Origin of the sequence: Rheinheimera riviphila (assembly GCF_004005945.1) — a bacterium.
Lineage (GTDB): Bacteria > Pseudomonadota > Gammaproteobacteria > Enterobacterales > Alteromonadaceae > Pararheinheimera > Pararheinheimera riviphila.
In genome coordinates this window covers 19834-42268 of the sequence record NZ_SACS01000009.1, presented here as the reverse complement: position 1 = coordinate 42268, position 22435 = coordinate 19834, and the positions used below count along the sequence as shown (strand labels likewise).

General features: G+C 47.7%; 19 protein-coding genes. 2 read left to right on the top strand and 17 right to left on the bottom strand.

Annotated features, from left to right (window positions below; all coding sequences use genetic code 11):
- Positions 1-796 precede the first annotated feature (796 nt).
- The 17 genes from EOE67_RS09765 to galU form a co-directional block, all read right to left on the bottom strand.
- Positions 797-2176, bottom strand: coding sequence for a phosphohexomutase domain-containing protein (locus tag EOE67_RS09765; RefSeq protein WP_276317439.1), 1380 nt, complete (start codon positions 2174-2176; stop codon positions 797-799).
- A 3-nt stretch (positions 2177-2179) separates the two neighbouring features.
- Complete coding sequence (locus EOE67_RS09760; RefSeq protein WP_127698910.1) at positions 2180-3598, bottom strand: mannose-1-phosphate guanylyltransferase/mannose-6-phosphate isomerase; 1419 nt, start codon at positions 3596-3598, stop codon at positions 2180-2182.
- 128 nt (positions 3599-3726) lie between these two features.
- On the bottom strand, positions 3727-4602 hold the full coding sequence (locus EOE67_RS09755; RefSeq protein WP_127698909.1) for a glycosyltransferase family 2 protein: 876 nt from the start codon (positions 4600-4602) through the stop codon (positions 3727-3729).
- Entirely contained in the window at positions 4599-4946 is a 348-nt protein-coding gene (locus EOE67_RS20520) for an acyltransferase (RefSeq protein WP_164852278.1), read from the bottom strand. Before EOE67_RS20520 ends, EOE67_RS09755 begins: the two co-directional genes overlap by 4 nt.
- Positions 4947-5367: 421 nt before the next feature.
- Positions 5368-5811, bottom strand: a complete 444-nt coding sequence (locus EOE67_RS09745; RefSeq protein ID WP_164852277.1) for a VanZ family protein — start codon at positions 5809-5811, stop codon at positions 5368-5370.
- Positions 5812-5898: 87 nt separating this feature from the next.
- A complete protein-coding gene (locus EOE67_RS09740; RefSeq protein ID WP_127698906.1) occupies positions 5899-7173 on the bottom strand; it encodes a hypothetical protein in 1275 nt (424 codons plus the stop codon).
- Positions 7170-8384 carry an acyltransferase family protein gene (locus EOE67_RS09735; RefSeq protein WP_164852276.1) on the bottom strand — a complete coding sequence of 405 codons (1215 nt, stop codon included), beginning with the start codon at positions 8382-8384 and terminating at the stop codon, positions 7170-7172. The genes EOE67_RS09740 and EOE67_RS09735 overlap by 4 nt, the downstream gene beginning before the upstream one ends.
- The gene (locus EOE67_RS09730) at positions 8377-8826 is read right to left on the bottom strand and encodes a GDP-mannose mannosyl hydrolase (RefSeq protein ID WP_127698904.1); all 450 of its coding nucleotides are present in this window, start codon (positions 8824-8826) and stop codon (positions 8377-8379) included. The genes EOE67_RS09735 and EOE67_RS09730 overlap by 8 nt, the downstream gene beginning before the upstream one ends.
- An 11-nt stretch (positions 8827-8837) precedes the next feature.
- Entirely contained in the window at positions 8838-9803 is a 966-nt protein-coding gene (gene fcl / locus EOE67_RS09725) for a GDP-L-fucose synthase (RefSeq protein WP_127698903.1), read from the bottom strand.
- A gap of 27 nt (positions 9804-9830) precedes the next feature.
- Positions 9831-10952, bottom strand: a complete 1122-nt coding sequence (gmd, locus tag EOE67_RS09720; RefSeq protein ID WP_127698902.1) for a GDP-mannose 4,6-dehydratase — start codon at positions 10950-10952, stop codon at positions 9831-9833.
- A 5-nt stretch (positions 10953-10957) separates the two neighbouring features.
- A complete protein-coding gene (locus EOE67_RS09715) occupies positions 10958-12193 on the bottom strand; it encodes a WcaI family glycosyltransferase (protein WP_127698901.1) in 1236 nt (411 codons plus the stop codon).
- Positions 12190-13302: a glycosyltransferase family 4 protein gene (locus EOE67_RS09710; RefSeq protein ID WP_127698900.1), complete on the bottom strand. Its 1113-nt coding sequence runs from the start codon at positions 13300-13302 to the stop codon at positions 12190-12192. Before EOE67_RS09710 ends, EOE67_RS09715 begins: the two co-directional genes overlap by 4 nt.
- Entirely contained in the window at positions 13295-14170 is an 876-nt protein-coding gene (locus EOE67_RS09705) for a glycosyltransferase (protein WP_127698899.1), read from the bottom strand. The genes EOE67_RS09710 and EOE67_RS09705 overlap by 8 nt, the downstream gene beginning before the upstream one ends.
- Positions 14171-14405: 235 nt before the next feature.
- Positions 14406-15557, bottom strand: a complete 1152-nt coding sequence (locus tag EOE67_RS09700; RefSeq protein ID WP_127698898.1) for a hypothetical protein — start codon at positions 15555-15557, stop codon at positions 14406-14408.
- Positions 15550-16809, bottom strand: coding sequence for a flippase (locus EOE67_RS09695; RefSeq protein WP_127698897.1), 1260 nt, complete (start codon positions 16807-16809; stop codon positions 15550-15552). The genes EOE67_RS09700 and EOE67_RS09695 overlap by 8 nt, the downstream gene beginning before the upstream one ends.
- 47 nt (positions 16810-16856) lie before the next feature.
- Entirely contained in the window at positions 16857-17867 is a 1011-nt protein-coding gene (locus EOE67_RS09690; RefSeq protein ID WP_127698896.1) for an NAD-dependent epimerase, read from the bottom strand.
- Between the two features lie 124 nt (positions 17868-17991).
- Entirely contained in the window at positions 17992-18936 is a 945-nt protein-coding gene (gene galU, locus EOE67_RS09685; protein ID WP_206099548.1) for a UTP--glucose-1-phosphate uridylyltransferase GalU, read from the bottom strand.
- A 572-nt stretch (positions 18937-19508) separates the two neighbouring features.
- On the opposite strand from galU, the gene EOE67_RS09680 reads away from it, so the two are divergent.
- On the top strand, positions 19509-20159 hold the full coding sequence (locus EOE67_RS09680) for a transglutaminase-like cysteine peptidase (protein WP_127698895.1): 651 nt from the start codon (positions 19509-19511) through the stop codon (positions 20157-20159).
- Between the two features lie 143 nt (positions 20160-20302).
- The gene (locus EOE67_RS09675; RefSeq protein WP_164852274.1) at positions 20303-22405 is read left to right on the top strand and encodes a bifunctional diguanylate cyclase/phosphodiesterase; all 2103 of its coding nucleotides are present in this window, start codon (positions 20303-20305) and stop codon (positions 22403-22405) included.
- The last annotated feature ends 30 nt before the right edge of the window (positions 22406-22435 follow it).

Genomic DNA, 22435 nt, shown 5'->3' with positions numbered 1-22435 from the left:
CTAAAAATTTCTTAATTCTGCGTTTCAACCGTAGGGCACGACTCGCCGCAGGCGATCCGCCATGCAACAACAATTGAATTTATATCAAACAATGGCGCACTACCGCTAACGCGGTGAGTGACGCCCTACTCTTAAATACCGGTATGGTATTGTTTTAAAAACAAAAATGCGTAGGGCACGACTCGCCGCAGGCAGTCCGCGATGCAACAACAATTGAATTTATATCAAACAATGGCGCACTACCGCTATCGCGGTGAGTGACGCCCTACTTTCAAGATACACTTAAGCTATTGTTTTAAAGATAAAAATGCGTAGGGCACGACGCGCTGCAGGCAATCCTCGATGCAACAACAACTGAATTTATGTCAAACAATGGCGCACTACCGCTAACGCGGTGAGTGACGCCCTACTTTCAAGGTACACTTAAGCTATTGTTTTAAAGATAAAAATGCGTAGGGCACGACGCGCAGAAGCCAATCCTCCATGCAACAACAATTGAATTTATATCAAACAATGGCGCACTACCGCTAACGCGGTGAGTGACGCCCTACTTTCAAGGTACACTTAAGCTATTGTTTTAAAAACAAAAATGCGTAGGGCACGACTCGCCACAGGCAGTCTGCCATGCAACAACAATTGAATTTATGTCAAACAATGGCGCACTACCGCTAACGCGGTGAGTGACGCCCTACTCTTAAATAGCGGTATGGTATTGTTTTAAAAACAAAAATGCGTAGGGCGTTACTCACCGCGATAGCGGTAGTACGCCAATTGACGTGTTGACCCGGCTCGGTTTTTAAGCTGTCAACAACGCCGCAAGCTCGGCCGTTTTTTGCTGCATCAACGTTATATCACCCCGGCTTTCCACATTCAGCCGCACCAAAGGTTCGGTATTCGAGCTGCGCAAATTAAACCGCCAGTCACCAAACTCCAGACTAATCCCATCGGTGTGATCAACCACTAAAGCCTGCGGCTGATACAACGCCAGAATTTTTTCCAACATCAACTTCGGCTCTGCAATAGTGAAGTTAATTTCACCGGAGGAAGGGAAAACCGCAATCCGTTGTTGTACCAACTCGGACAAAGGTAAGCCTTTGACACACATCAATTCTGCCACCAGCAACCACGGGATCATGCCGCTGTCACAATAAGCAAAATCACGGAAATAATGGTGTGCGCTCATTTCGCCGCCATACACCGCATCTTCTAAGCGCATCCGCTCTTTAATAAAAGCATGGCCGGTTTTTGACTGTACCGCCTGTCCACCCGCTTGCTGCACTAAATCAATCGTATTCCAGGTTAAACGTGGATCATGAATAATCCGTGCGCCCGGGTTTTTCTGCAAAAAGGCTTCGGCCAGCAAACCGACGATGTAATAACCTTCGATAAAACCACCCTTTTCATCAAACAAAAAGCAGCGGTCAAAATCACCATCCCAGGCCACACCAAAATCGGCACTGTGCGCCAACACCGCCGCAGCTGTATCAGCCCGGTTTTCCGGTAATAGCGGATTAGGAATACCATTGGGGAAAGTCGCATCTGGCTGATGATGCACTTTGATAAATTCAACCGGTAATTTTACTAAAGCAAAAGCTTGCTCTAACGCATCCACCACATGACCAGCGGCGCCATTGCCGGAATTCACCACAATTTTCAGTGGTTTGAAATTGGTAGGGTTGATGTAACCCATTAAATGTTTCGTAAAATCGGCCAAAACTGACTGCTGCCGATAACTGCCGCGTTCGGCCACAGTTTTAAAATCGGCATTTTCAGCCAATTTTTGAATATCAAACAGACCGGTATCACCGCTGATCGGCCTTGAACCCTGCTGTACCAACTTCATCCCGTTATAATCCAACGGATTATGGCTGGCGGTAACTTCAATACCACCACAAACATCTAAGTGAAAAGTCCCAAAATACACTTCTTCGGTACCAGTCATGCCGAGGTCAATCACATCAACACCGGCGTCCATCAAGCCATCGGCCAGCGCCAGTTTTAACGCTTCGGAGGTTTCGCGGACATCACCGCCCACCACCACCGTTTTGGCTTGCAAAAATTCACCAAAAGCACGGCCAATACGGTACGCCACGTCGTTATCCAGCTGTTCGCCTAATTTGCCGCGGATATCGTAGGCTTTGACGCAGCTGATTTTGCGGTACATATGCTTAGTCATCGCTTAAGCCCTGCCATAACGGTCTTCAAACCGCACAATATCGTCTTCACCTAAATACGAACCCGACTGCACTTCAATCAGTTCCAGCGGCACTTTGCCCGGGTTTTCCAGCGCATGTACAGCGGTGATCGGAATATACACCGACTGATTTTCAGTCAGGTACTGATCCACGCCATCGATACTGACTTTGGCAGTACCGGATACCACTATCCAATGCTCAGCGCGGTGATGGTGCATTTGTACCGACAACTTCGCGCCTGGTTTGACCGTGATCCGTTTCACCTGAAAGCGTTCGCCGTGATCGACTGAATCGTATTTTCCCCAAGGGCGATACACTTCGCGGTGGAACGTCACTTCCGGGCGGCCGGCAGCTTTGAGTTGATTGACAATGGCTTTGACGTTTTGCGCCTGATCTTTATGTGCGACCAATACCGCATCTTTGGTGCTGATCACCACTAAATCTGACACACCAACAGTCGCAATTAATTGCTGCTCTGAGCGCACAAAGCAGTTTTGACTGTTTTCAGTCAACACATCGCCTTGTAACACATTGCCATTGCTATCTTTTTCAGCCACTTGCCATAAAGCGGCAAAACCACCAACATCATTCCAACCGGCGTCCAGCGGAACTACGACCACCGAATCGGTCGCTTGGGCGGTTAAAGGTTCCATAATGGCGTAATCAATGGAATCATCCGGACAGGCCATAAACGCGGCTTTATTGATGCGGATAAAATCAAGATCCGGGGTTTGTTCACTCAGTGCTGCAACACAAGCCTGATAAATATCCGGCCGAAATGCCTGTAACTGCTGCAAATACGCCGAAGCTTTAAACATAAACATGCCGCTGTTCCAGTAATACTCACCGGTTTGCAGATATTGCTCAGCAGTTGCCGCATTGGGCTTTTCGACAAACGACTGCACATAATAAGCATCTGCCGCACCGGCACCACGACGAATATAACCATAACCGGTTTCAGCATGAGTCGGCACAATGCCAAAAGTCACTAATTTACCACTGTTGGCAAACACTTCGGCCTGTAATACCGCCGATTGAAACGCGGCGGTGTCATTAATGACATGATCAGCCGCCAGCACCAGCAATAACGGGTCATCGCCTTGTTGCACTGCTTTTAAAGCAGCCAGTGCGATGGCCGGTGCGGTATTGCGACCCACCGGTTCCAGCAAAATGGCGGCGTCATTGATATTGAGTTGCCGTAATTGTTCGGCGGCGATAAAACGATGATCTTCATTACAAATCAGTAAAGGCGCGCTATGCGCAATGCCTTTGAGGCGCAACAAGGTTTGCTGCAACATGGTGTGCGCGCCGGTCAGCGCCAGAAATTGTTTTGGATAATTGCCGCGCGACAGCGGCCACAAACGAGTCCCTGAACCACCGGCCATAATTACGGGCATGAACATTAGTAAAGTCCTGTTTCAGCATAAGTTCTAAGGCGTTAGTCTGACCAAGGGGCCAAGGCATGTCAACTGTGGTTTTGCCAATTTAGCCAATCATGAAATATAGGCTGCCGGAGAACTAAGAATAGAGTTCAGGCCTCTGGCCTCGATTGATTTAACCACAGCCATAAGCGGGGTAATTGACGGCGTAAAATTGCTTTTACCTGAAGAAATGGCCTGATAGGCCCACCATGTAAGCGTACAAACCATAACCATTCTTGCAAAGGCGGCCATACGTTCGGTTTTTTTGTCCACTGTAATCGCGTCGCCATGTCGATGCTTGCATCCCGAACTGAGCCTTTGATTAAATGTGGTGTGCAATAACCAAACTGACCTGGCGCGACCCACAGACTAAAACCGGCAGCTTGCAATCTCAAGCCATAGTCAAAATCGCCCATGCTGTGGGTAAATCTATCTGACAAAATACCAATGGTCTGCTGAGCTTTTGCCGGAATCAGACACAAGTTACCGTTGATATAGTCACATTCAATCGCCGATTCCCCCGGAATCAACACATCAGACAGCGCCAGCGGGTGAAAGCTATATTTTTTATTGCGACCGCCATAACTTGGTTTGTTGGCAGTCGGGTCCAGCATGGTACCGATCACCGCGCCAACCTGATGCAACGAAGCTTGGTATAGATAGCAGGCCACGAGCCGGTCGATAGCATCGTTCACCAACGACACATCGTCATTGAGCCAGAGATAAAAGTCGGCGCCATCTTGAAGTGCCCTTTGCCAGCAAAGACGCATACCACCATTCCAGTAGAGTTCGCCATGTCCTTCTAACAAGATGACGTCCGGATATTGGCTAGCGACCGCATCCTTGGTGCCATCGACACTACCATCATCAACCAGATAAATCGTCAGGCAAATACCGGTTAACTGTTGGCGTGCCAGGGTTGCCAGGCAACGGAGCGTTTTCTCGCGACGATTATGACAAGTCAGCAAAACGGCAACATTGATCATGGTGTAACTTCTGTACCTGGCAGCGCTCTGGCAGGAACACCAGCAGCAAGACTGTATGATGGAATATTCTGGCTCACCACTGAATTGGCGGCAACGACAGCACCTTTGCCGATAGTGACGCCTTTGAGCACCAGCACATTCATTCCCAGCCAGACGTCATCTTCGATAATCACTGCAGCTGAAACTCCCGGTTGCCCTGCGTGTCTCGCGGCTGCTGCCAACGGATGGCGATCGCTATCGGTAATAGTGACATTCGCACCACACATGACTCTATCGCCAATCCGGATTGAATAACCTGCGCTAATCACTGTCGCACTAAAACCACAATCATCTCCGATGATCAACTCGGCCCCACCATCGGCCGATAAAAAACAACGGCGATTGAGTCCGATAGTGTTACTTGATGGACTGGAACGAAAAACTGCATTTTGGCCAATCTGTATCACCGCCGATGGATGACGGCGCAACAATAGCAATCCAAAATAACGATGACCTGTGCCAGTACTGACACCCCACCAGCGACAACGTAGCCTCATTCGCCAGCCGCAACAAAGCTGCAGCAGCCATTGCCCGGTTTTATAGCTCAACCACGGCAAAGCATTCCAGACTGGTTTTGCTACTTTCCGCGGAGTTTGTATTATCGGATCCAACTTATGCACTGGCCACCGTTTAAGAGATGATTTAGTTTGTGATTTACACCTAACAACCTGGATACTATCGCATTTTTCGGGCACAAGCTGTCACTTTATAACGAGTCCGCTGAAGTTAATCAGCATATTTTGCCCAAATGGCAAAGCGACCACGTAACAATTGCCACAGACAAAACCAACACAACATTGCCAGACACCAACCTGCCATTGAAATCAAAAAGTCACTCCAGGTGGCACTTCGAAACGGCAACAACATTTGCAGCAGTTCGTCACAGGCATATAAGCAGGCGATCAGCAAAAAAAACAATGCTTGCTTGCGCGGCGCTTTACGATAAACCCGACCAAGCCAGCCAATGCAAAGTGGCAGTAAAAAACCCAGCGTAAAGTGCATTGGCGCATCACTGCCAACCCAGGTTTCAAACTTCAGCAAAAGCGGCGCGCCGGCAACCAGATATTTAGCAGACCATAAAAACAACATCGATAACAACGCAGTCCAAACCCATAAATCGGTGAGCGCCCTGCCGATACTGATCCACTTGGTGTTGTTTTGTTTTGACACCCGTTTTCCTTTGAATTTAACAAGCAACACGGCGCGTTTCATTTCCGCCAGTGCTGATTGTCCGAAAATTTGTGCAATGAACCTATGTCAGGTTACCTTGCACGGCAGTTGCTGTAACAGCTTTCGGTAAATTTTTTCGATCTGGATGGTCATGATCAACTCGCCAACCAAAATCCCGACCAAAGTTGAAATGGGCCCACTGCACCACAACAAAACCACGACCAGCGGCACCGTGATGGCACTTGAACATAATGTCACTTTGGCCAGCGGTCGAAATTGATCAGCAGCTTGCAGCAATGCGCTGGTTGGTCCGCGAACACTGCGTAACAACGCAATCAGCAGCAACAGACCTAAAGCGGCCACAAAATCAGTCCGGCTTAAATCATCTGGCCACAACAACACTGGCCAACAGACGCATGCCATCAAGACCAGCACCGAATTTAGCATAAACGCCGCGAACGACAACCTGCGAAAATCCCCCATCAACTGCATGATCTTTGCTAAACCGCCGCCCATATTTTCATGGTCATTCAACGCATTTTCGGCCAGTGCTTTGGTCAATTGCGGTTTTTCTGACTGACCTAAACTCGCCTGAATGACCGACATCGGCCGTAAAAAAAGCGCTGCCGCCGCCAGTGGCGCAAAGGCAGCGGCACCGGCTATTAACACCACCAGATAACTGTGGATATTAGCGGTCATTTCAACGGTAACCACGCCAATCAACGCTGGTTTACCCTGCGCAGAGTACCCTTGTTGCAGGGCGCTAAAATCTGCTGTCTGCAGCAAACTCCGGCCTAAACTTGCCACAAATGGTGCGCAGGCCACGAGCCCGCTACACAGTAAAATCCAACCCGTGTTCAGAAAATCAAGTTGTCGCCACCACCAACACAGCAGCGCCGCACCGGTACAAAGAACGCCGAACAGCAGATCTGACACAACCACCAACGCTGGTGTCAGATTCTGGCAATAACAACGGCCATACCAGCGTAAGAGCTGTACTAGACCGGCGGCAGAATAAAGTAAAACTATTGCCAGATCATAGTGTTGCACCGCCAGCAACGCGCCTTGTAACAAGCCGGTCAGAAATGCCAGCGCAAAGGCCAGCCGGGTAAATCCGGCAAGTTGACGAGTGCTTAATTGCTTGTGATGCAGCTGGATCAATAAAGGAGATGCTAGCAACGCATTAATCACGCCAAACCCGAGCCCCTGCACAATGAGCATAAACGCAAAATTACCATAGTCTTTCGCCGGAGCTACCAGTAACAACAAATACCCCAGGACAAAAGAAGACATCGCCAGCGTGATATTGCCGACTAAAGTGAGATACTTCGGGCTGAAAATTCGGGCGAACAACAGTGTCATCGATCCCCTGTAAAGTGTCTTGTAAAGTTTCCTGTTAGGCAGTAACCAAGCGTTGGCGTAAAACGCTGCATCAGGCGAAACACCTGAAACAAACCCCAGCTTAACATGAGCGGCAACAACATAAACAACAGCAGATCCAGCCAGAACGACGCTGGCAACATTAACACCGATAATTTCCGCACTATGGTAAGTAGCGGCTCGTGTGCTGCAAAAATAAAAAATGCCAGACTACTGGCTTGCTGCTGCGTCGAAAGCGCTTTTGCTGATACCGATTTGGACTGCTGGTTTTGGAATTCTGGCACAGGATGAGTAAGAGCCAATGCAATACTTAGCAAGGTACAGCAACCTAATAAAACCAATACTTTACTAAATACTGACAACAATGAAACGCTGACTTCTGCGGCTAACGGCCACAATCTAATCCACTGCAAATCACCCATTAATGCTTGCCCGGCACTCAATCCTATGAATAACAGCACGTACCCACATAATAAGGTTTTGCGATGTCGAGCGAGCCAAGTCACGTCATACTGCCGCCAGCCAAGATAGGCCCCAACACTGAAAAAACAACATGACAACAAGGCCGGGGCAAACCAGGGCCAGCTGCCTACCAACCATAAGCCAAGCATTAGCAGCGGTAAGCTTGCGTTAAAATATCGCAACAACAGCAAGATCAATGGCGAGATCAGCACCATCAACATCAGATCGCGGACAAACCAAAACTGATACGCCAGTGGATTCCGATCAAATCCAAAGATCATCGCCAACCACTGTCCCAATGTTTCTTGCGTTACCAGTGTCGATAATGACTGAAAATATGGTTGGGTCAGAGAAAAAGATAATCCGGCGCTAAAAAACAACCAAATCAACAGATTCCAACTCAAAAAGGGTATGAATAAGCTGTAGGAACGTCGTTGCAACAGCTGCAGGTACTGGCGCAGCGTTGGTGCAAAGTTGAAAAACAACAGATAACCGGAAATCATAAACAACAACGGCACAGCGACGCGCCCAAAGTGATTCGCCAGCGCATCTGCCAGCAGCCAGGCAATGCCGGCGGCTACGCCTAATTCGCTGAACGCGCGAGTGGTATTGGTATAAGAGGCTAATATCGGCCAGGCATGTACATACAAAATCAGCAACACCAACGGCACACGCAACTTGTGAATAGCAAGCGATAGCGTGTTGCCGATGCCCGGCTTCGTGTTAGCCAAAATATGCCTTGGTATGTTGGTGCACTGTGGGGTCAGCCAATAGATCGCAGACCTTTAGCCAACGATATGCCGCATGTTGTTGCTGTGGCAATTGGCTCAGTTCCACAGCGACTCTGACCCGATAAGCCAGCGCGACATAATGGGTCGAAATTCCTTCGCCAAACACATAATCAGCATAAAAGTGATCATAAGCACCTTGTAATTGTGCTTGTTGAAAATCGATGGCAACCCCAAGTTCAGCCTGCGTCAGCCGGGCAAAAGCGCTGGCTAACGCTTCATTTTTCAGGATCCGCCCACCCGGCACAAACCAAAAACCCTGCGCCGGGCGATTCAGCCGCTGACCGAGCAGAATTTCACCGGCGTTGTTTTCCACCAGTAAATCGATCGCCACCAACGGTGTGCTTTGGATCACTTGGGTAAACAGTTGTTGCTCGAGAAACATAAACCCGCCTGTTACTTCCGAAACGAATCCTGATGCTGCAAAAACCACTGATAAGTGCTGGCAAGCCCCTGCGCTAATTCAATGGACGCGGTCCAACCTAGGGATTTTAGCCTCGACACATCCATCAGTTTACGCGGTGCGCCATCTGGTTTAGTGGCATCAAAAGCAATAGTGCCCTGATAACCAACCACCTGCGCCACCGTTTCCACCAATTCACGAATAGTACAATCGATGCCGGTGCCGACGTTAATATGGCTCAGCATCGCTTCGGTATGTTGCTGATAGCTGCTGTTATCAAGCTGCATCACAAACACGCTGGCCGCGGCCATATCATCCACATGCAAAAACTCGCGCATTGGTTTACCGCTGCCCCAAGCGACTACTTCGGGTAAACCGGCTAATTTTGCTTCATGAAAACGGCGTAATAACGCCGGGATCACATGGCTATTTTCCGGGTGGAAGTTGTCGTTTTCGCCATATAAATTGGTTGGCATGACCGAACGGTAATCGCGGCCATATTGGCGGTTGTAACTTTCACAAAGCTTAATACCAGCAATTTTCGCTACCGCATAAGGCTCGTTGGTCGGTTCTAAAGTACCGGTTAACAACGCTTGTTCGGTCATCGGCTGCGTCGCGAGCTTTGGATAAATACAGCTCGAGCCCAAAAACAGCAGCTTTTGCACATTGGCCAGATGCGCGCTATGAATGATATTGGCCTGGATCATAAGATTTTCATAAATAAAATCAGCAGGATAAGTATTGTTCGCCACAATACCGCCAACTTTTGCCGCTGCCAGATACACCTGATCGATGTTTTCTTGCTGAAAAAACTGCTGCACCGCTGCCTGATGAGTTAAATCCAGCTCATTGCGGCTACGCAGCACCAGCTCGACGCGATTGTCTTGCTGCAATTGACGCACAATCGCCGAGCCCACCATACCGCGATGGCCTGCGACATAAACTCTGGTTTTGGTCATGTTATAGCTCCTGTTCAGCCGACACCTTTATTCCAGCGTCACGCTGACATCAAAACCATGTTGCTGCAGCAACGCATGCTGTTTGGCCTTGCCAAGATCATGCGCGACCATTTCGGCGCACATTTCTTCAACGGTAATTTCCGGCACCCAGCCCAGTTTGCGTTTGGCTTTAGAGGGGTCGCCTAACAAAGTTTCAACCTCAGCCGGACGGAAGTAACGTGGGTCAACTTTGACAATCACATCACCCACTTTTACTTTTGGCGCCAGTAAGCTATCAACTGCCGTCACTGTGGCGGTTTCATGCACCCCTTCACCGGCGAACTCCAGCGAAATACCAGCCTCTTTGGCGGACATCCGCACAAATTCACGCACTGAAATTTGTTTACCAGTGGCAATCACAAAATCTTCAGCATGGTCTTGTTGCAACATCATCCACTGCATCCGCACGTAATCTTTAGCATGGCCCCAGTCGCGCAGCGCATCCATATTACCAAGGTACAAACACGGCTCTAAACCATAAGCAATATTCGAAATCGCCCGGGTAATTTTGCGGGTAACAAAGGTTTCGCCGCGACGGGGTGATTCATGGTTAAACAAAATACCGTTGCAAGCATACATGCCATAAGATTCACGGTAGTTGACCGTGATCCAGTAAGCATACATTTTCGCCACTGCATAAGGCGAACGTGGGTAAAACGGCGTCGTTTCTTTTTGTGGCGTTTCCTGCACCAAACCATACAGCTCGGAAGTGGACGCCTGATAAAACCGGGTTTTCTTTTCCAGACCTAACAACCGGATAGCTTCCAGTAACCGTAAAGTACCCATCGCATCGACATCGGCAGTATATTCCGGCGACTCAAACGACACCGCCACATGCGACTGCGCACCTAAGTTGTACACTTCATCCGGCTGAATTTGCTGCAAAATACGGGTCAGATTCGAGGAATCGGTGAGATCGCCGTAATGCAAAATGAAGTTTTTGTTGTCGGTATGCGGGTCTTGATAAATATGGTCAACCCGCTGGGTATTAAATGAAGAAGCGCGGCGTTTAATACCATGAACCACATAACCTTTTTCTAATAAAAACTCAGCCAGGTACGAGCCATCCTGCCCGGTCACGCCGGTAATTAATGCGACTTTTTGTGTCATAACCACTATTCCTTATGTACTAACTGCTGTAAATCTTCGACAAAACGCTTGATCACTTTGTCACTATTAATATTTTCAACAGCATAGTTACGGGCAACCTGATTAGTTGCCTGCGTATCCTGTTGCAGGATCTGTTTTAATGCGGCGATAAAATCGATGCTGTGCTCCGGCTCTACCAACTGATAAATACCGGGGTAACGCTCGGCAATTTTACCAAGTTCGGTATGTTGTTCAGCGGTGACCAACGCATGGCCACCGACGGCCAAAATATTGGTCAGCTTGGACGGTAATACTGCATCGGCGACGCCTTTTTTCTGCACCACTAAATGCACATCGGCCATCACCAGAATTTGCGGCACCAGCTCCCAAGGTTGTAACGGCTTAAATTCGACATTGCTTAAGCCCATACTGTGCGCCAGCTGTTCCAATGTTTCGCGATAAGCACCGGAGCCAATAATAATAAACTTCACCTTCGGTGAATCGGCCAATGCTTTGGCGGCTTCCAATACAATATCCAGCCCCTGCTTTTGCCCGAGGTTACCGGAATACAACACGACTTTATCATCCGGCTGATAACCCCAGCTGGCTCTTAACGCGCTGGCATCGACATCCGGATGCACAAAATTGGTATCAGACCAGTTTGGGAAAAACAGCAATTTATGCTCGGGTACACCTTTACGGCGGGCATTTTCCAGCATGCTGAAAGAAATTGACGAGACTTTATCAAAGCGGTTCATCAAAAAACGTTCAATGCTACTGACCAGCTGTTTTAACTTGCCCTGAGTTGCTAACCCTAAGCCAAACATGGCATCAATTTCGAAATCCTGAATATGCAAAATAGTTTTGGCGCCACAAACCCTGGCATATAGCAGTGCAAAAGGAGCGCAAAACAAGGTAGGTTGCACCAGAAAAATCACATCCGGCTTTTGTCGTATCATCGTCAGCAGACGACCAAACGAACTGAGCGCAAACGAAGATAAATGCAGTAGCCGTTTGAACGTAGTTACTTTTGACGGCACATACAAAGGGTTACGACAAACCGTGAGTCCAGATTGCGGCTTGGTGGTGCTATAGCTATTGTCAAAGCCGGCATGGATCTGCCATTCCGGATAATAAGGTGGCGCAGTAATAACCGTAGTTGCCACGCCAAGCGCAGGCAGCGCGGCGGCTAACTCACCGTTATATTTGCCAATACCGGTAAGCTCCGGCGCGTAATTGATACTGTATAAAATAAACTTCACCTGCGATCCAACCTGTTTTCCCCCACATTACTTGGCGGGTTTTGCGACGAATTTAAATAAAAAAGTGGCAACATTGCATCTTTAAAGCGGCTGTAAGAAAACTGACGGGCCTGCTGCAGCGCCAATTGCTGTAACGCCAACAGCTGTTGGCGTTGCTGATCCAGTTGTTTCAACGCCGCCAGTAAACTCTCTACCGACTGAGCCTCGACAAAGAACGCGGCTTCGCCAACTGTTTCCGGAATGCCATTGTGCTGAGTGGTCACTATGGCACAACCGCTCGCCATCGCTTCGAGGATGGTCAGCGGTACACCCTCTGTCGGATAATGGGTTTGCAGCACAAAAATATCAGCTTCGTTTAGAATGTGTTGTTTTTGCGCAGCTTGCACCAGACCGGCAAAAGTCAATTTGCCCTCATCGGCAAGACTTTGAACCCGCTCGGTAATTTCCGCATCACCAGCCCCACAAACAATAAAATCAAAAGCTGCACTGCTTGCAGCTGCCTGCAAAAACAGATCTATGCCTTTTTCAGCCATCAATCCGCCCAAAAACAGGACCTTTAACCGCACAGGTTGCTGCTCTGATGCAATGCTGCTTACAGCCGCTTGCACCGGCAATTCACTAAAATTGGCAATTTTAACAGTGCGACTGGTATTAATTCCGGCGGCAGCAAGCTTTTGAATAAGGTCATGAGTTAACACCACATTGATAAAACGCTGATTAAAGTAGCAACGGGCAATTCTTGGATAACGTTTAAACAAAGGTAAAATCCCGTAGCCATGCCAATGCAGAATCACTTGTTTGCGCGCAAGTGCTGCAACCATTATTACCGGCAGAAAGCGCAATAAGCCAAATAAAGTCTGACCCGGTGTCAGATACAGCACGTCAATACTGAACACAAATAGTATCGACTTCAGACAAACTTGCAGCGCGCGCCAAAACTTCGACAGACTGAACTGCCCGACCTGATTTACGTCAGCAATAATACAACTGTCGACTTTCGCCACACTCAGTCCTTCCGCCTTTAGCATGCGCTCGACCAGCATATTCATTTGGCCCTCACCGGTTACAGGTGGCGGAAATTGACCGACCATCAGCACTCGTTTAGCCATGTAATTCAACCCGTTCTATTAGTTCCAGATAGCCTTTTGCCATCGCTTCGTAGGTGTAATTGTCGCGCACCAATGTTGCCATCGCCGGCGCTTGTTCCGCCCAAAACTCGCGTTGTTGGTACATAACGAGTAGTTGCAAAGCTAAAGCTTCTGCTTGATCGGTTTCAAAAAAGTGACCATTTTCACCCGGCTTAAAAGCTTCAATTTCCGGCGCATGCGGCTCATCTTTGGAAATTAACATGGGTCGGCCAAAAGAAAATGACTGAGTGACAGACAAGCCAACATAGCCGGGTGATACCGAACACACCGATTTCTGATATAAACCGGCTAAAAAATCGTAGTCATTGTTGTGTCCATAAAGATGGATCCGTGCAGCCACCGGGCTTTGTTCAACAATTTGCTTCACCTGTTCGGCCAACTCACCCGTGCCGACAATATGTAACTGTGATTGCGTAAGTCCAAGCTCACAGGCGCGGACAAATGCCCGAACCAACAACAGCGGTTTTTTATCAGTAACTAACCGCCCAACATAAATAAAATCGTGTCCCACATTAGTAAACGCCTGCACTTGCGATGCATAGACCACCGAATTAGGGGCAAAACCACTAATGACTTTTTTACCAAGTTTGGTCGCTAAAAAGGCCTGCTGTTGGCCATGGGTGTAGAACAAAGCTCCACTTGCCAGTTGTAGCATCAACTGCCGTGCACTCAAGGTTTTCACTTCACCGGCGCGATTTAACAAATGCCCCCAAACAACTGTACGGCCACGTCTTAACACCTTTGAAAACAGCAACGATAGCCAGCTCGTCACGCAACGTGGGTTTAATTCGACAACTCTGGTGCTATTGGCAGTTAAGTCTTGCAACATACCAGGCCATGTTTGGATTAAAGCTCGTCTTTGAAAAAAATATAAATTATCCGATGTCACATGACTTAAAACATCTGACGCTGAATTTGCAGTTTTAACACTTTCGGTAAAGTAATTATTACCAATCACGAATTTAAAACCACTCGATTTTAAAATTGAAAACAGACCAAGCCTATAATCCGGAGCCACAGCTTGTATTATTAACCTATTCAGCACATTCACTCTCAAAATATTGTTAAAAAGTAAATTTTATTTTCTTTAATTTCAGGTTTGGAGTTTTGTCATAAAGAACCAAAAAAAACAAGAAGTAGTAAAACCATTGAACGGTGCGAAGATTATATTGAAATATCATAACTGTCGTCATACTAAAAACAAACACACTTAGGAGCTTCATATATCTATCTGTCATGCAATCAATTTTCTTCGCAAGAACGCCAAGAATAAAAAAGAAAAATGTGAAAGCCAGTATAGAAACACGAAGAATTTCGCTTAGCGCCCCCATCGGTCTGAATTCATCTGCACGCCAATTATCATAGTCCGGTACGTTTGACCATAAAAACGAAGGCAATGGAATTACAGAATAAATAAGATCATATGAAGTGAAATCACCTAAACCATCTCGAACAATATACGCAAATTGATATATTGAAAACGCCGTAAAATAGCTAACGACCCATACGCAAACTTCAGAAAAATTTGTGTACGTGTGAACTACAATCTCAATTAGTGAATCGAAACTGATACGATCTATGTACGATCTTGCGATGATGGCTGTCATGAATAAACACACCATTACAATTGACACACATAACAAAAGGAAGTAGCTACGTTTTGTATAAAATACATACGCTACACCTATCAACGGTAAAATAGACGCCCTACTAGCATCTATCCATGAAAATATAAATGCCAGAAACACACAGGAAAGAATAGCAAACACTCGAGCGAGCTTCACTCGCCATAAAATAATGGGGAGAAAACTTTGAGAAAGAAGCAACATTACACTGATTTTATCTCCGAGTGGACGGTAGTTTTTTATATACTGCTCGCCATCACTGCTATCTAAGCCGATTGAAATCTTTATTAAAAAGTAACTCAGTATAAAAACCTGAAGGAGCAGAGCTGGTAGAACATACCTAGAGGACACGGAGTTTGTAAGATCAAACTGGAAATTGTAGCTATTATGAACTTCACCTCCACGAGTTAATTTTTGAGAAATATAAAAAACGAAAACGCCCCAAAATATATAAAGAGAATAATGAAAAATTTCGGAGACAGTAAATATCTGCTCATAATCAAAAGGCATCGGATAGAGCCTGCTGGCTGTAAAAATTATGCAGAGAACAAATGAGATCAGCACATAGTAGTAGAAAAATTTCCTAGCCACGCTTCACTCCTACTATTTTCGCTTGGACATTTAAGATAGCTTTGCCGTCTTTACCGAGTAGATAATGGCAAAAATAGCCTGATGTTGCCTGAGCAGCAACGGTTGCTATAGCTGCACCTATTGCACCATATCGTTGTATCAATAAGCAGTTACATACAATATTAATAATCAGGCCAAAAATAGATTTATATAGAACTGCCCTAGTGTTATGAAGCTCCAAATATAACCTAGTAGAGAGTGCTCCTAAATACACCAAAGGAACAGCGAAAATTGTTACTTGCAATACTTCGATGGATTTCAAATACATAGGTCCATAGAGGTATTCGATAACTGCGTCGGCAAAAAAATATGTAGCGATCGCAATCGCACTGCCCAGAATAACGATTAATCGACCTAGCTTAACAAAAGACTTTTCAAAAGTTTGAGTGCTATTTGTCTTTTCCTTTAAAATTTTCGGAAAATAAACACTAATCACCGTCAAACCAACAAAATACCAGGCTTCGCTTAAACGGGTAGCAGCTACGTAATAAGCCACTTCTTCAGCGCTGGACAATAGCCCCAGCATCAATTGGTCAACCTTCATGTAAATCAGGATCACCGCGCCTGAAATCATCAAGGGCAGTGCTTCAGTACCGAGGTGTTGGATCCGATCGGCTGATAATACTTTGGGTAATTTTAGTTGTTGCTGCTTTAACAGCAGCACATACACCAGTGCGGTTACTGCCACTTCTAATACATAAGCACTGGCCAATATCGCTAAATCTGGCGCTGTTAACACACACCATAACCGCAGTGCAAAACCAGCAACATGACCCGCAATTAAACCTATTGCCGCTAAGTCGCTGCGACCTTCTGCCTGAAAGAACCATTCAAAGGTACTAAAAGGCAAAAACAAATGGTACAACGAAATAATAAACAACAAATTGCGGTGCTGCGCATCAACCAACAGCCAACCAAGACCATTCACTAACACAATACATAACACGCCTGCCAGCAATCTTGCAGCAAAGGCATGCCATAACAAAGATTGTTTTTTACGCGCCTGATCGACAAATTTCTTTACCAATAAAGTGTCGAGACCTAGCTGGTTTAAAAACAGGAAAATGGAGGCTAAAGCAAAACAATACATCAACTGGCCGAGATCATCCGGTGCCAGCACCCGCGCCATCAGCACCAACATCAATAACTGCGAAGCCATTTTTAATAGCTTTTCCGCCAGCATAAATACCGCGCCTTTGTGGTAATTAGCCAAGGCGGGTCCTTAACAGCGACTTTGAAATACGTGTTCGCGGCAAAAAATCATGCAATTTCATGAAGATACCAGTCCACAAACTGCTGCATCCCTTTTGCTAAAGGCGTCGCTGGCTGAAAACCAACTGCAGCGGCTAATTTACCCACATCAGCAAAAGTCTGATAAACATCCCCTGCCTGCATCGGCAAATAATTCTTCTGCGCTTTGACGCCAGCGGCGTTTTCGATGGCGCTGATAAAGTCTTCCAGCGCGACTGGCTGGTTATTGCCAATGTTATATAAAGCGTAATACGGGTTGTTGGCAAGCTGTGTTGGGTAGCCTTCGCTTGCCGGAACCAGATCCTGAATGCGCAAAACACCCTCGACGATATCATCAATATAGGTAAAGTCGCGCATCAGCTGGCCGTGGTTGTAGACATCAATAGCGCGGCCTTCGAGAATGGCTTTGGTAAATTTCCATGGCGCCATATCGGGTCTGCCCCAGGGGCCGTAGACGGTGAAAAACCGCAGGCCGGTGGTGGGCAGCTGATATAAATGGCTGTAGGTGTGTGCCATCAGCTCGTTGGATTTTTTGGTGGCGGCGTAGAGTGAGATCGGTGTGTCGACGGCGTCGGTTTCGCTAAACGGCACTTTTTGCTGGTTGCCATACACCGAGCTGGAGCTAGCGTAGACCAAATGTTCAACCTGGTGGTGGCGGCAACCTTCTAAAATGGTCATCGTGCCGGTGAGGTTGGAATCGACGTAAGCCATTGGATTATCAATGGAATAACGGACACCGGCTTGCGCGCCTAAGTGAATGACCCGCTGGAATTTTTCGGTGGCGAATAAGTTGGCGATGCCATCGCGGTCAGCTAAATCCAGTTTGATAAAACGAAATAAATCGGTTTGCGAAGTGGTCCTCAGGACTTGTTGGATGCGGTTAAGCCGCGCCAGTTTTAACGCTGGATCATAGTAGTCGTTCAGGTTGTCGATGCCGACCACCTGATGACCTTGTAGTGCTAACTCTTCAGCGACTTTGCTACCGATAAAACCGGCAGCGCCTGTGACCAGAAACTTCATGTTATATCCTTTACCGAACCCTGGTGATCGTCATGTTTATTGCGTGATGTCGGATGGCGCTTCGCTGATCCGACCTACGTTTTGCAACCTTTAGTCCATGGAGCCAACCACACTGGCTGCTCGTTTATTGTCCCAACAACTGCAACAGCCGCTCTTTATACTGCGCGCCGAAACCGGAATTTAACGCATATTCGGCATTGGCCAGCGCGTAACCCAGTTTGTTGCCACAATCGTGTGATTTGCCTTTGATATGATAGGCTTCCAGCACTTCTAATAACCGCAGTTGATGCAGCGCGTCGGTCAGCTGAATTTCATCACCGGCGCCAGGTGGCGTAAATTCCAGTAAATCCCAAATCGTTGGCGACAGCACGTAACGGCCGGTAATGGCGAAGTTGCTTGGCGCGTCATCAATATCCGGTTTTTCCACCATATCGGTAATGCTGGCGCTTTCGCCCTGATGCAGCGAAATGCCGTCCACATCAACAATACCGTATTGATTCACCAGTTCGGCCGGCACCGGCTCTACCATCACCTGGCTATGGCCGGATTCGTTGTAACGGCGGATCATCGCCGCTAAATTGTCTTTTTTCAGGTTGCTTTGATATTGATCAACAATCACATCCGGTAATAACACCGCAAATGGATGGTTTCGCACCACCGGCCGCGCGCACAAAATGGCATGACCCAGGCCCAACGCCTGTGGCTGACGCACGGAAATCACGGTGACGTTTTTAGGGGTGATGTTACGAACTTCTTCCAGTAACTGGCGTTTGACCCGTTTTTCCAGCGCAGCTTCTAATTCGAAACTGGTGTCGAAGTGGTTTTCAATCATGTTTTTTGAAGAATGCGTCACCAGCACAATTTCGGTGATCCCAGCAGCTACGGCTTCCTGGACCACGTATTGGATCAGTGGTTTATCAACCACGGTGAGCATTTCTTTGGGCATGGCTTTGGTGGCAGGTAACATCCGGGTGCCAAGTCCAGCTACCGGAATAACAGCCCGGGTGACTTTCAGGCTGTCATCGGTACGTTTGCCATAATGAGATTCTTGTGTCGCTTTATGAACCATCAATAAAATCCTGTTCCGTAGTGGAAGTGAATGTACATCGATGGAACCGCGCCGGTGTAGCTTTTTCCACTTTACCGGTTGGTAAAGTGCGCGCTGAGGCAAAGTGAGCGGCGTTGCAGTTCCATCTACAAAAATTTTATGCCCTGCTGGCATCGGTGCGGTTAAAGAACAGCCGCCCTGGTTTTCCCCCTTGGAATAGTTGGCATTTATAACTTTTTTGGGTTTTTTATGCAAACACGGATCTGGATTTATTTCGAAATGTTTATCGTAAAACTGCTGACACCAGACAAGTTTTCCCCGTATATCCTATACATCTACATCACAATTGTTGGGCGCTACTCGCCGCGTTAGCGGCAGTACGCCATAGCATGATTTGACATGGATCGGCTTGATGGCGGACTAGCCTGCGGCTGAGTCGCGCCCTACTTTTTTAAAGCGCATTTGGCAGCACGATACTTTACGATGTTTGATGATTTTCAATCACTTGTGTTAATCTCGGCTGCCGGAAGTACGCTTGCCCTGCGCGCTACTGCTTCGGGGGCTGTATTCAACAGTGATCTATGCCGGAGTCTATGAATTTTAAACCTTTATTATGGTTGGTGACGGCAGGCTGTTGTTTAACGGTCAGTGCCAATTACACCGATACCACCTTCAGCGCCACGTTTTTTACTGACGTGCAGCAACGTTACGGCGAAGACGCGGTTACGCGCTTTACCTCGTGGCGAGATCTGATTGTAGAAGGCAGCACCGAAGCAGACTGGGACCGCATCCATCTGGCGAATCAGTTTTTTAACCGGCAAGTGGCTTACAGTGCCGATCTCGAACATTGGAAAAAGACCGATTATTGGGCAACACCGGTTGAAACTTTAGGTACCGGCGCCGGTGACTGCGAAGATTACGCTCTGGCCAAATATTTTACGTTACGTGCCATGGGCGTCAGCGATGAAAAACTACGACTGATGTACGTGCGGGCGCTGAGTGTCAACGAGCCGCATATGGTGTTGGTGTATTTTGAAGAACCTGATGCGATGCCCTATGTGCTGGATAATATGGATCCGGAAATCAAATTAGCGCAGTACCGCACCGACTTACGACCGATTTATAGCTTTAATGCCAGTGGCTTATGGCTGGCGAAAGCCAACGGCCTGGGGCGGCGGGTAAAAGATAGCAGTGGCATTTCCAACTGGACGGCAGTGCTGGAAAAGATTGAACAGGGTTATTAGACGCTTTTATTAGACTTTTTTATGAGACAACGTGACTAACCATCGACTGACGGGCAATTTTTGGGTAGCAGCCTGGGTGCGCCAGTGCTACCACATCGATGCCGGTCAGCAGCAACCAAAACAAGACCAACAAAGGTAGTTTTATGACAAACTCTCAAAACGTTGCTAAACCCGCCAGCAACAGCTTGTTTAAACACGGGGTTGCCTTGAGTACGCAGCTCAGTGTGCTACTGATTTTACTGACCATTATTACTTTTGCCGTCACGGTGCTGGTCAGTACCGGCAATATGCGCAGTTATCTTGATATCCAGTTGGCGCGTTCGGCGCAGGATACTGCCAATAGCCTTGGTTTATCAATTTCGCCGTATTTGTCCGGAGATGAGAAAATCGCGGCCGACACCATGATTTCTGCCATTTTTGATTCGGGTTCTTACCTCGCCATCAGTTTTAGCAACGCCAAAAAAGAGCTGGTGTTTGACCGGAAAAACCCGCAGCAGGTGCAAGGTGTGCCAGCCTGGTTTATTCAACTGTTTCCGCTGCATCCGCCGGTGATGAATTCGGAAGTCAACGACGGCTGGCGGATTGCCGGGGTGTTAAAAGTACAGGCGCACCCTGGGATTGCCTACAGCAGTTTGTGGGATCACACCAAAGCGGTATTCTGGACCAGTTTGCTGTTGTGTCTCGGTGCGTTACTGGCGGTACACTGGTTATTACTTGTGGTATTAAAACCGCTAAAAGACATTGAAAAACAAGCAGAAATGCTGGCGGAAAAACGTTTTGAATTTTTAAGTTATTTGCCGATGACCAAAGAGCTGCGCGCCGTGGTGTATGCGCTGAATCATATGGTCGGGAACGTCAAACGTAGTTTTACCGAACTGACCGACCGCGCCGAACAACTGAATCAACAGGCCTATATCGACAGTCTGACCGCGCTGCCCAATCGACGGGCCTTGGTGCAATCATATTTAAGTTTACAGGCTGGGCCAGACAACGAAGGCAATGTGCCTTATCTGGCGTTGGTGGCACTGCCCTCGTTAAAAGACGTCAACGATCATCAGGGGTATGCCGCTGGTGATCAATACGTCGAAAAAGCCAGTGGCCTGTTGCAGGCACAACTTCGAAATTTGCAGCACGCGCAGCTTTTCCGGCTGTCGGGGTCTGAATTCGCCATTCTGGCCACCCTTGGCACCACCAGTTCGCTGGAATTTGCGATGCATGTGCGTCAGGCCTTTGAAATCGCCAACACTGAACAATATCCGCATGGGTTTGCCAGCATCGCCTTATTGCCGGTCGCACCGCAGGATGATTTAAGCGCCAGCTTAAGCCGGCTCGACGGTTTGCAGGCGAAACAACAGGCCGAGCCTTCACCGGCGCTCGGCTTACAGCTGGAACCGGTGGTGACGGGTAAATCGCGCTCCGACTGGCAGGAAATTCTGCATCATTTCACCCGTTCGGTGGTGTCCGACACCGCTGCCGGTTTCAGTAATACCGAATTGCATATTTCCGCCGACATGGAGCGGATGTTTGAAATGGAAGTGCAGCCGGTGTATCAGCAGCAACAGCTGTTGTATGTCGAGACTTTTATTAAGTTTCAGGCCGATGGCGAACAACTGGCTTCATCGGATGTATTTGCGATGGCTGACCGGCTTGGCGTGTCGTTGCTGCTGGATAAGGCGCTGGTCACTTACATTCTCAGCCGTCTGAAAAACTTTAAAGGCCAGACCTTTGCGATTAATTTAAGCAAAAGCGCGATGCACGACAGCCAATTTACCCGCTGGTTATGCAATACCATTCGCGCCAATCAGCACCAATTACCCAAACTGGTGTTTGAAGTGAACGAACAGGCCACCTTAGGTGCTATCGCGTCGGCCGGAGAATTTTTCAACGCCGTAAAAGCCGCTGGTGCGCTGATTACCATCGAAAGATTTGGTGCCAGTTTCAGCTCATTCCGCTATTTGCAGGGGCTGAACATCGATTACATCAAAATTGATGGCAGTTACATCCGGGCGTTGCAACAAGCCGATACGCGCTTCTTTGTCGAGACCATGACCCATATTTGCCACGGCATTGGCATCCGGGTCATCGCGCCCCATGTCGAGAATCTGGACATCGCCGACATTTGTCTGGCGATTCATATTGATGCGCTGCAAGGTCGTGGTTTACATGCGCCAATAAATTTCACCTTAGTTTCTGAAAATTTTGGCTGTAATTTCGACAAAACTCGGATACACTCAGAAAAGTTTTAGTTGTAATTAACGTTCGTTGTGCGGGGAATG

Coding starts and splice junctions, on each gene's coding strand:
- EOE67_RS09765 (WP_276317439.1), bottom strand. CDS start 2,176: ATGACTAAGCATATGTACCGCAAAATCAGCTGCGTCAAAGCCTACGAT.
- EOE67_RS09730 (WP_127698904.1), bottom strand. CDS start 8,826: ATGTTTCTCGAGCAACAACTGTTTACCCAAGTGATCCAAAGCACACCG.
- EOE67_RS09680 (WP_127698895.1), top strand. CDS start 19,509: ATGAATTTTAAACCTTTATTATGGTTGGTGACGGCAGGCTGTTGTTTA.
- EOE67_RS09740 (WP_127698906.1), bottom strand. CDS start 7,173: ATGACACTGTTGTTCGCCCGAATTTTCAGCCCGAAGTATCTCACTTTA.
- EOE67_RS09755 (WP_127698909.1), bottom strand. CDS start 4,602: ATGATCAATGTTGCCGTTTTGCTGACTTGTCATAATCGTCGCGAGAAA.
- EOE67_RS09690 (WP_127698896.1), bottom strand. CDS start 17,867: ATGAAGTTTCTGGTCACAGGCGCTGCCGGTTTTATCGGTAGCAAAGTC.
- EOE67_RS09760 (WP_127698910.1), bottom strand. CDS start 3,598: ATGTTCATGCCCGTAATTATGGCCGGTGGTTCAGGGACTCGTTTGTGG.
- EOE67_RS09710 (WP_127698900.1), bottom strand. CDS start 13,302: ATGGCTAAACGAGTGCTGATGGTCGGTCAATTTCCGCCACCTGTAACC.
- gmd (WP_127698902.1), bottom strand. CDS start 10,952: ATGACACAAAAAGTCGCATTAATTACCGGCGTGACCGGGCAGGATGGC.
- galU (WP_206099548.1), bottom strand. CDS start 18,936: ATGGTTCATAAAGCGACACAAGAATCTCATTATGGCAAACGTACCGAT.
- EOE67_RS09675 (WP_164852274.1), top strand. CDS start 20,303: ATGACAAACTCTCAAAACGTTGCTAAACCCGCCAGCAACAGCTTGTTT.
- EOE67_RS09705 (WP_127698899.1), bottom strand. CDS start 14,170: ATGTTGCAAGACTTAACTGCCAATAGCACCAGAGTTGTCGAATTAAAC.
- fcl (WP_127698903.1), bottom strand. CDS start 9,803: ATGACCAAAACCAGAGTTTATGTCGCAGGCCATCGCGGTATGGTGGGC.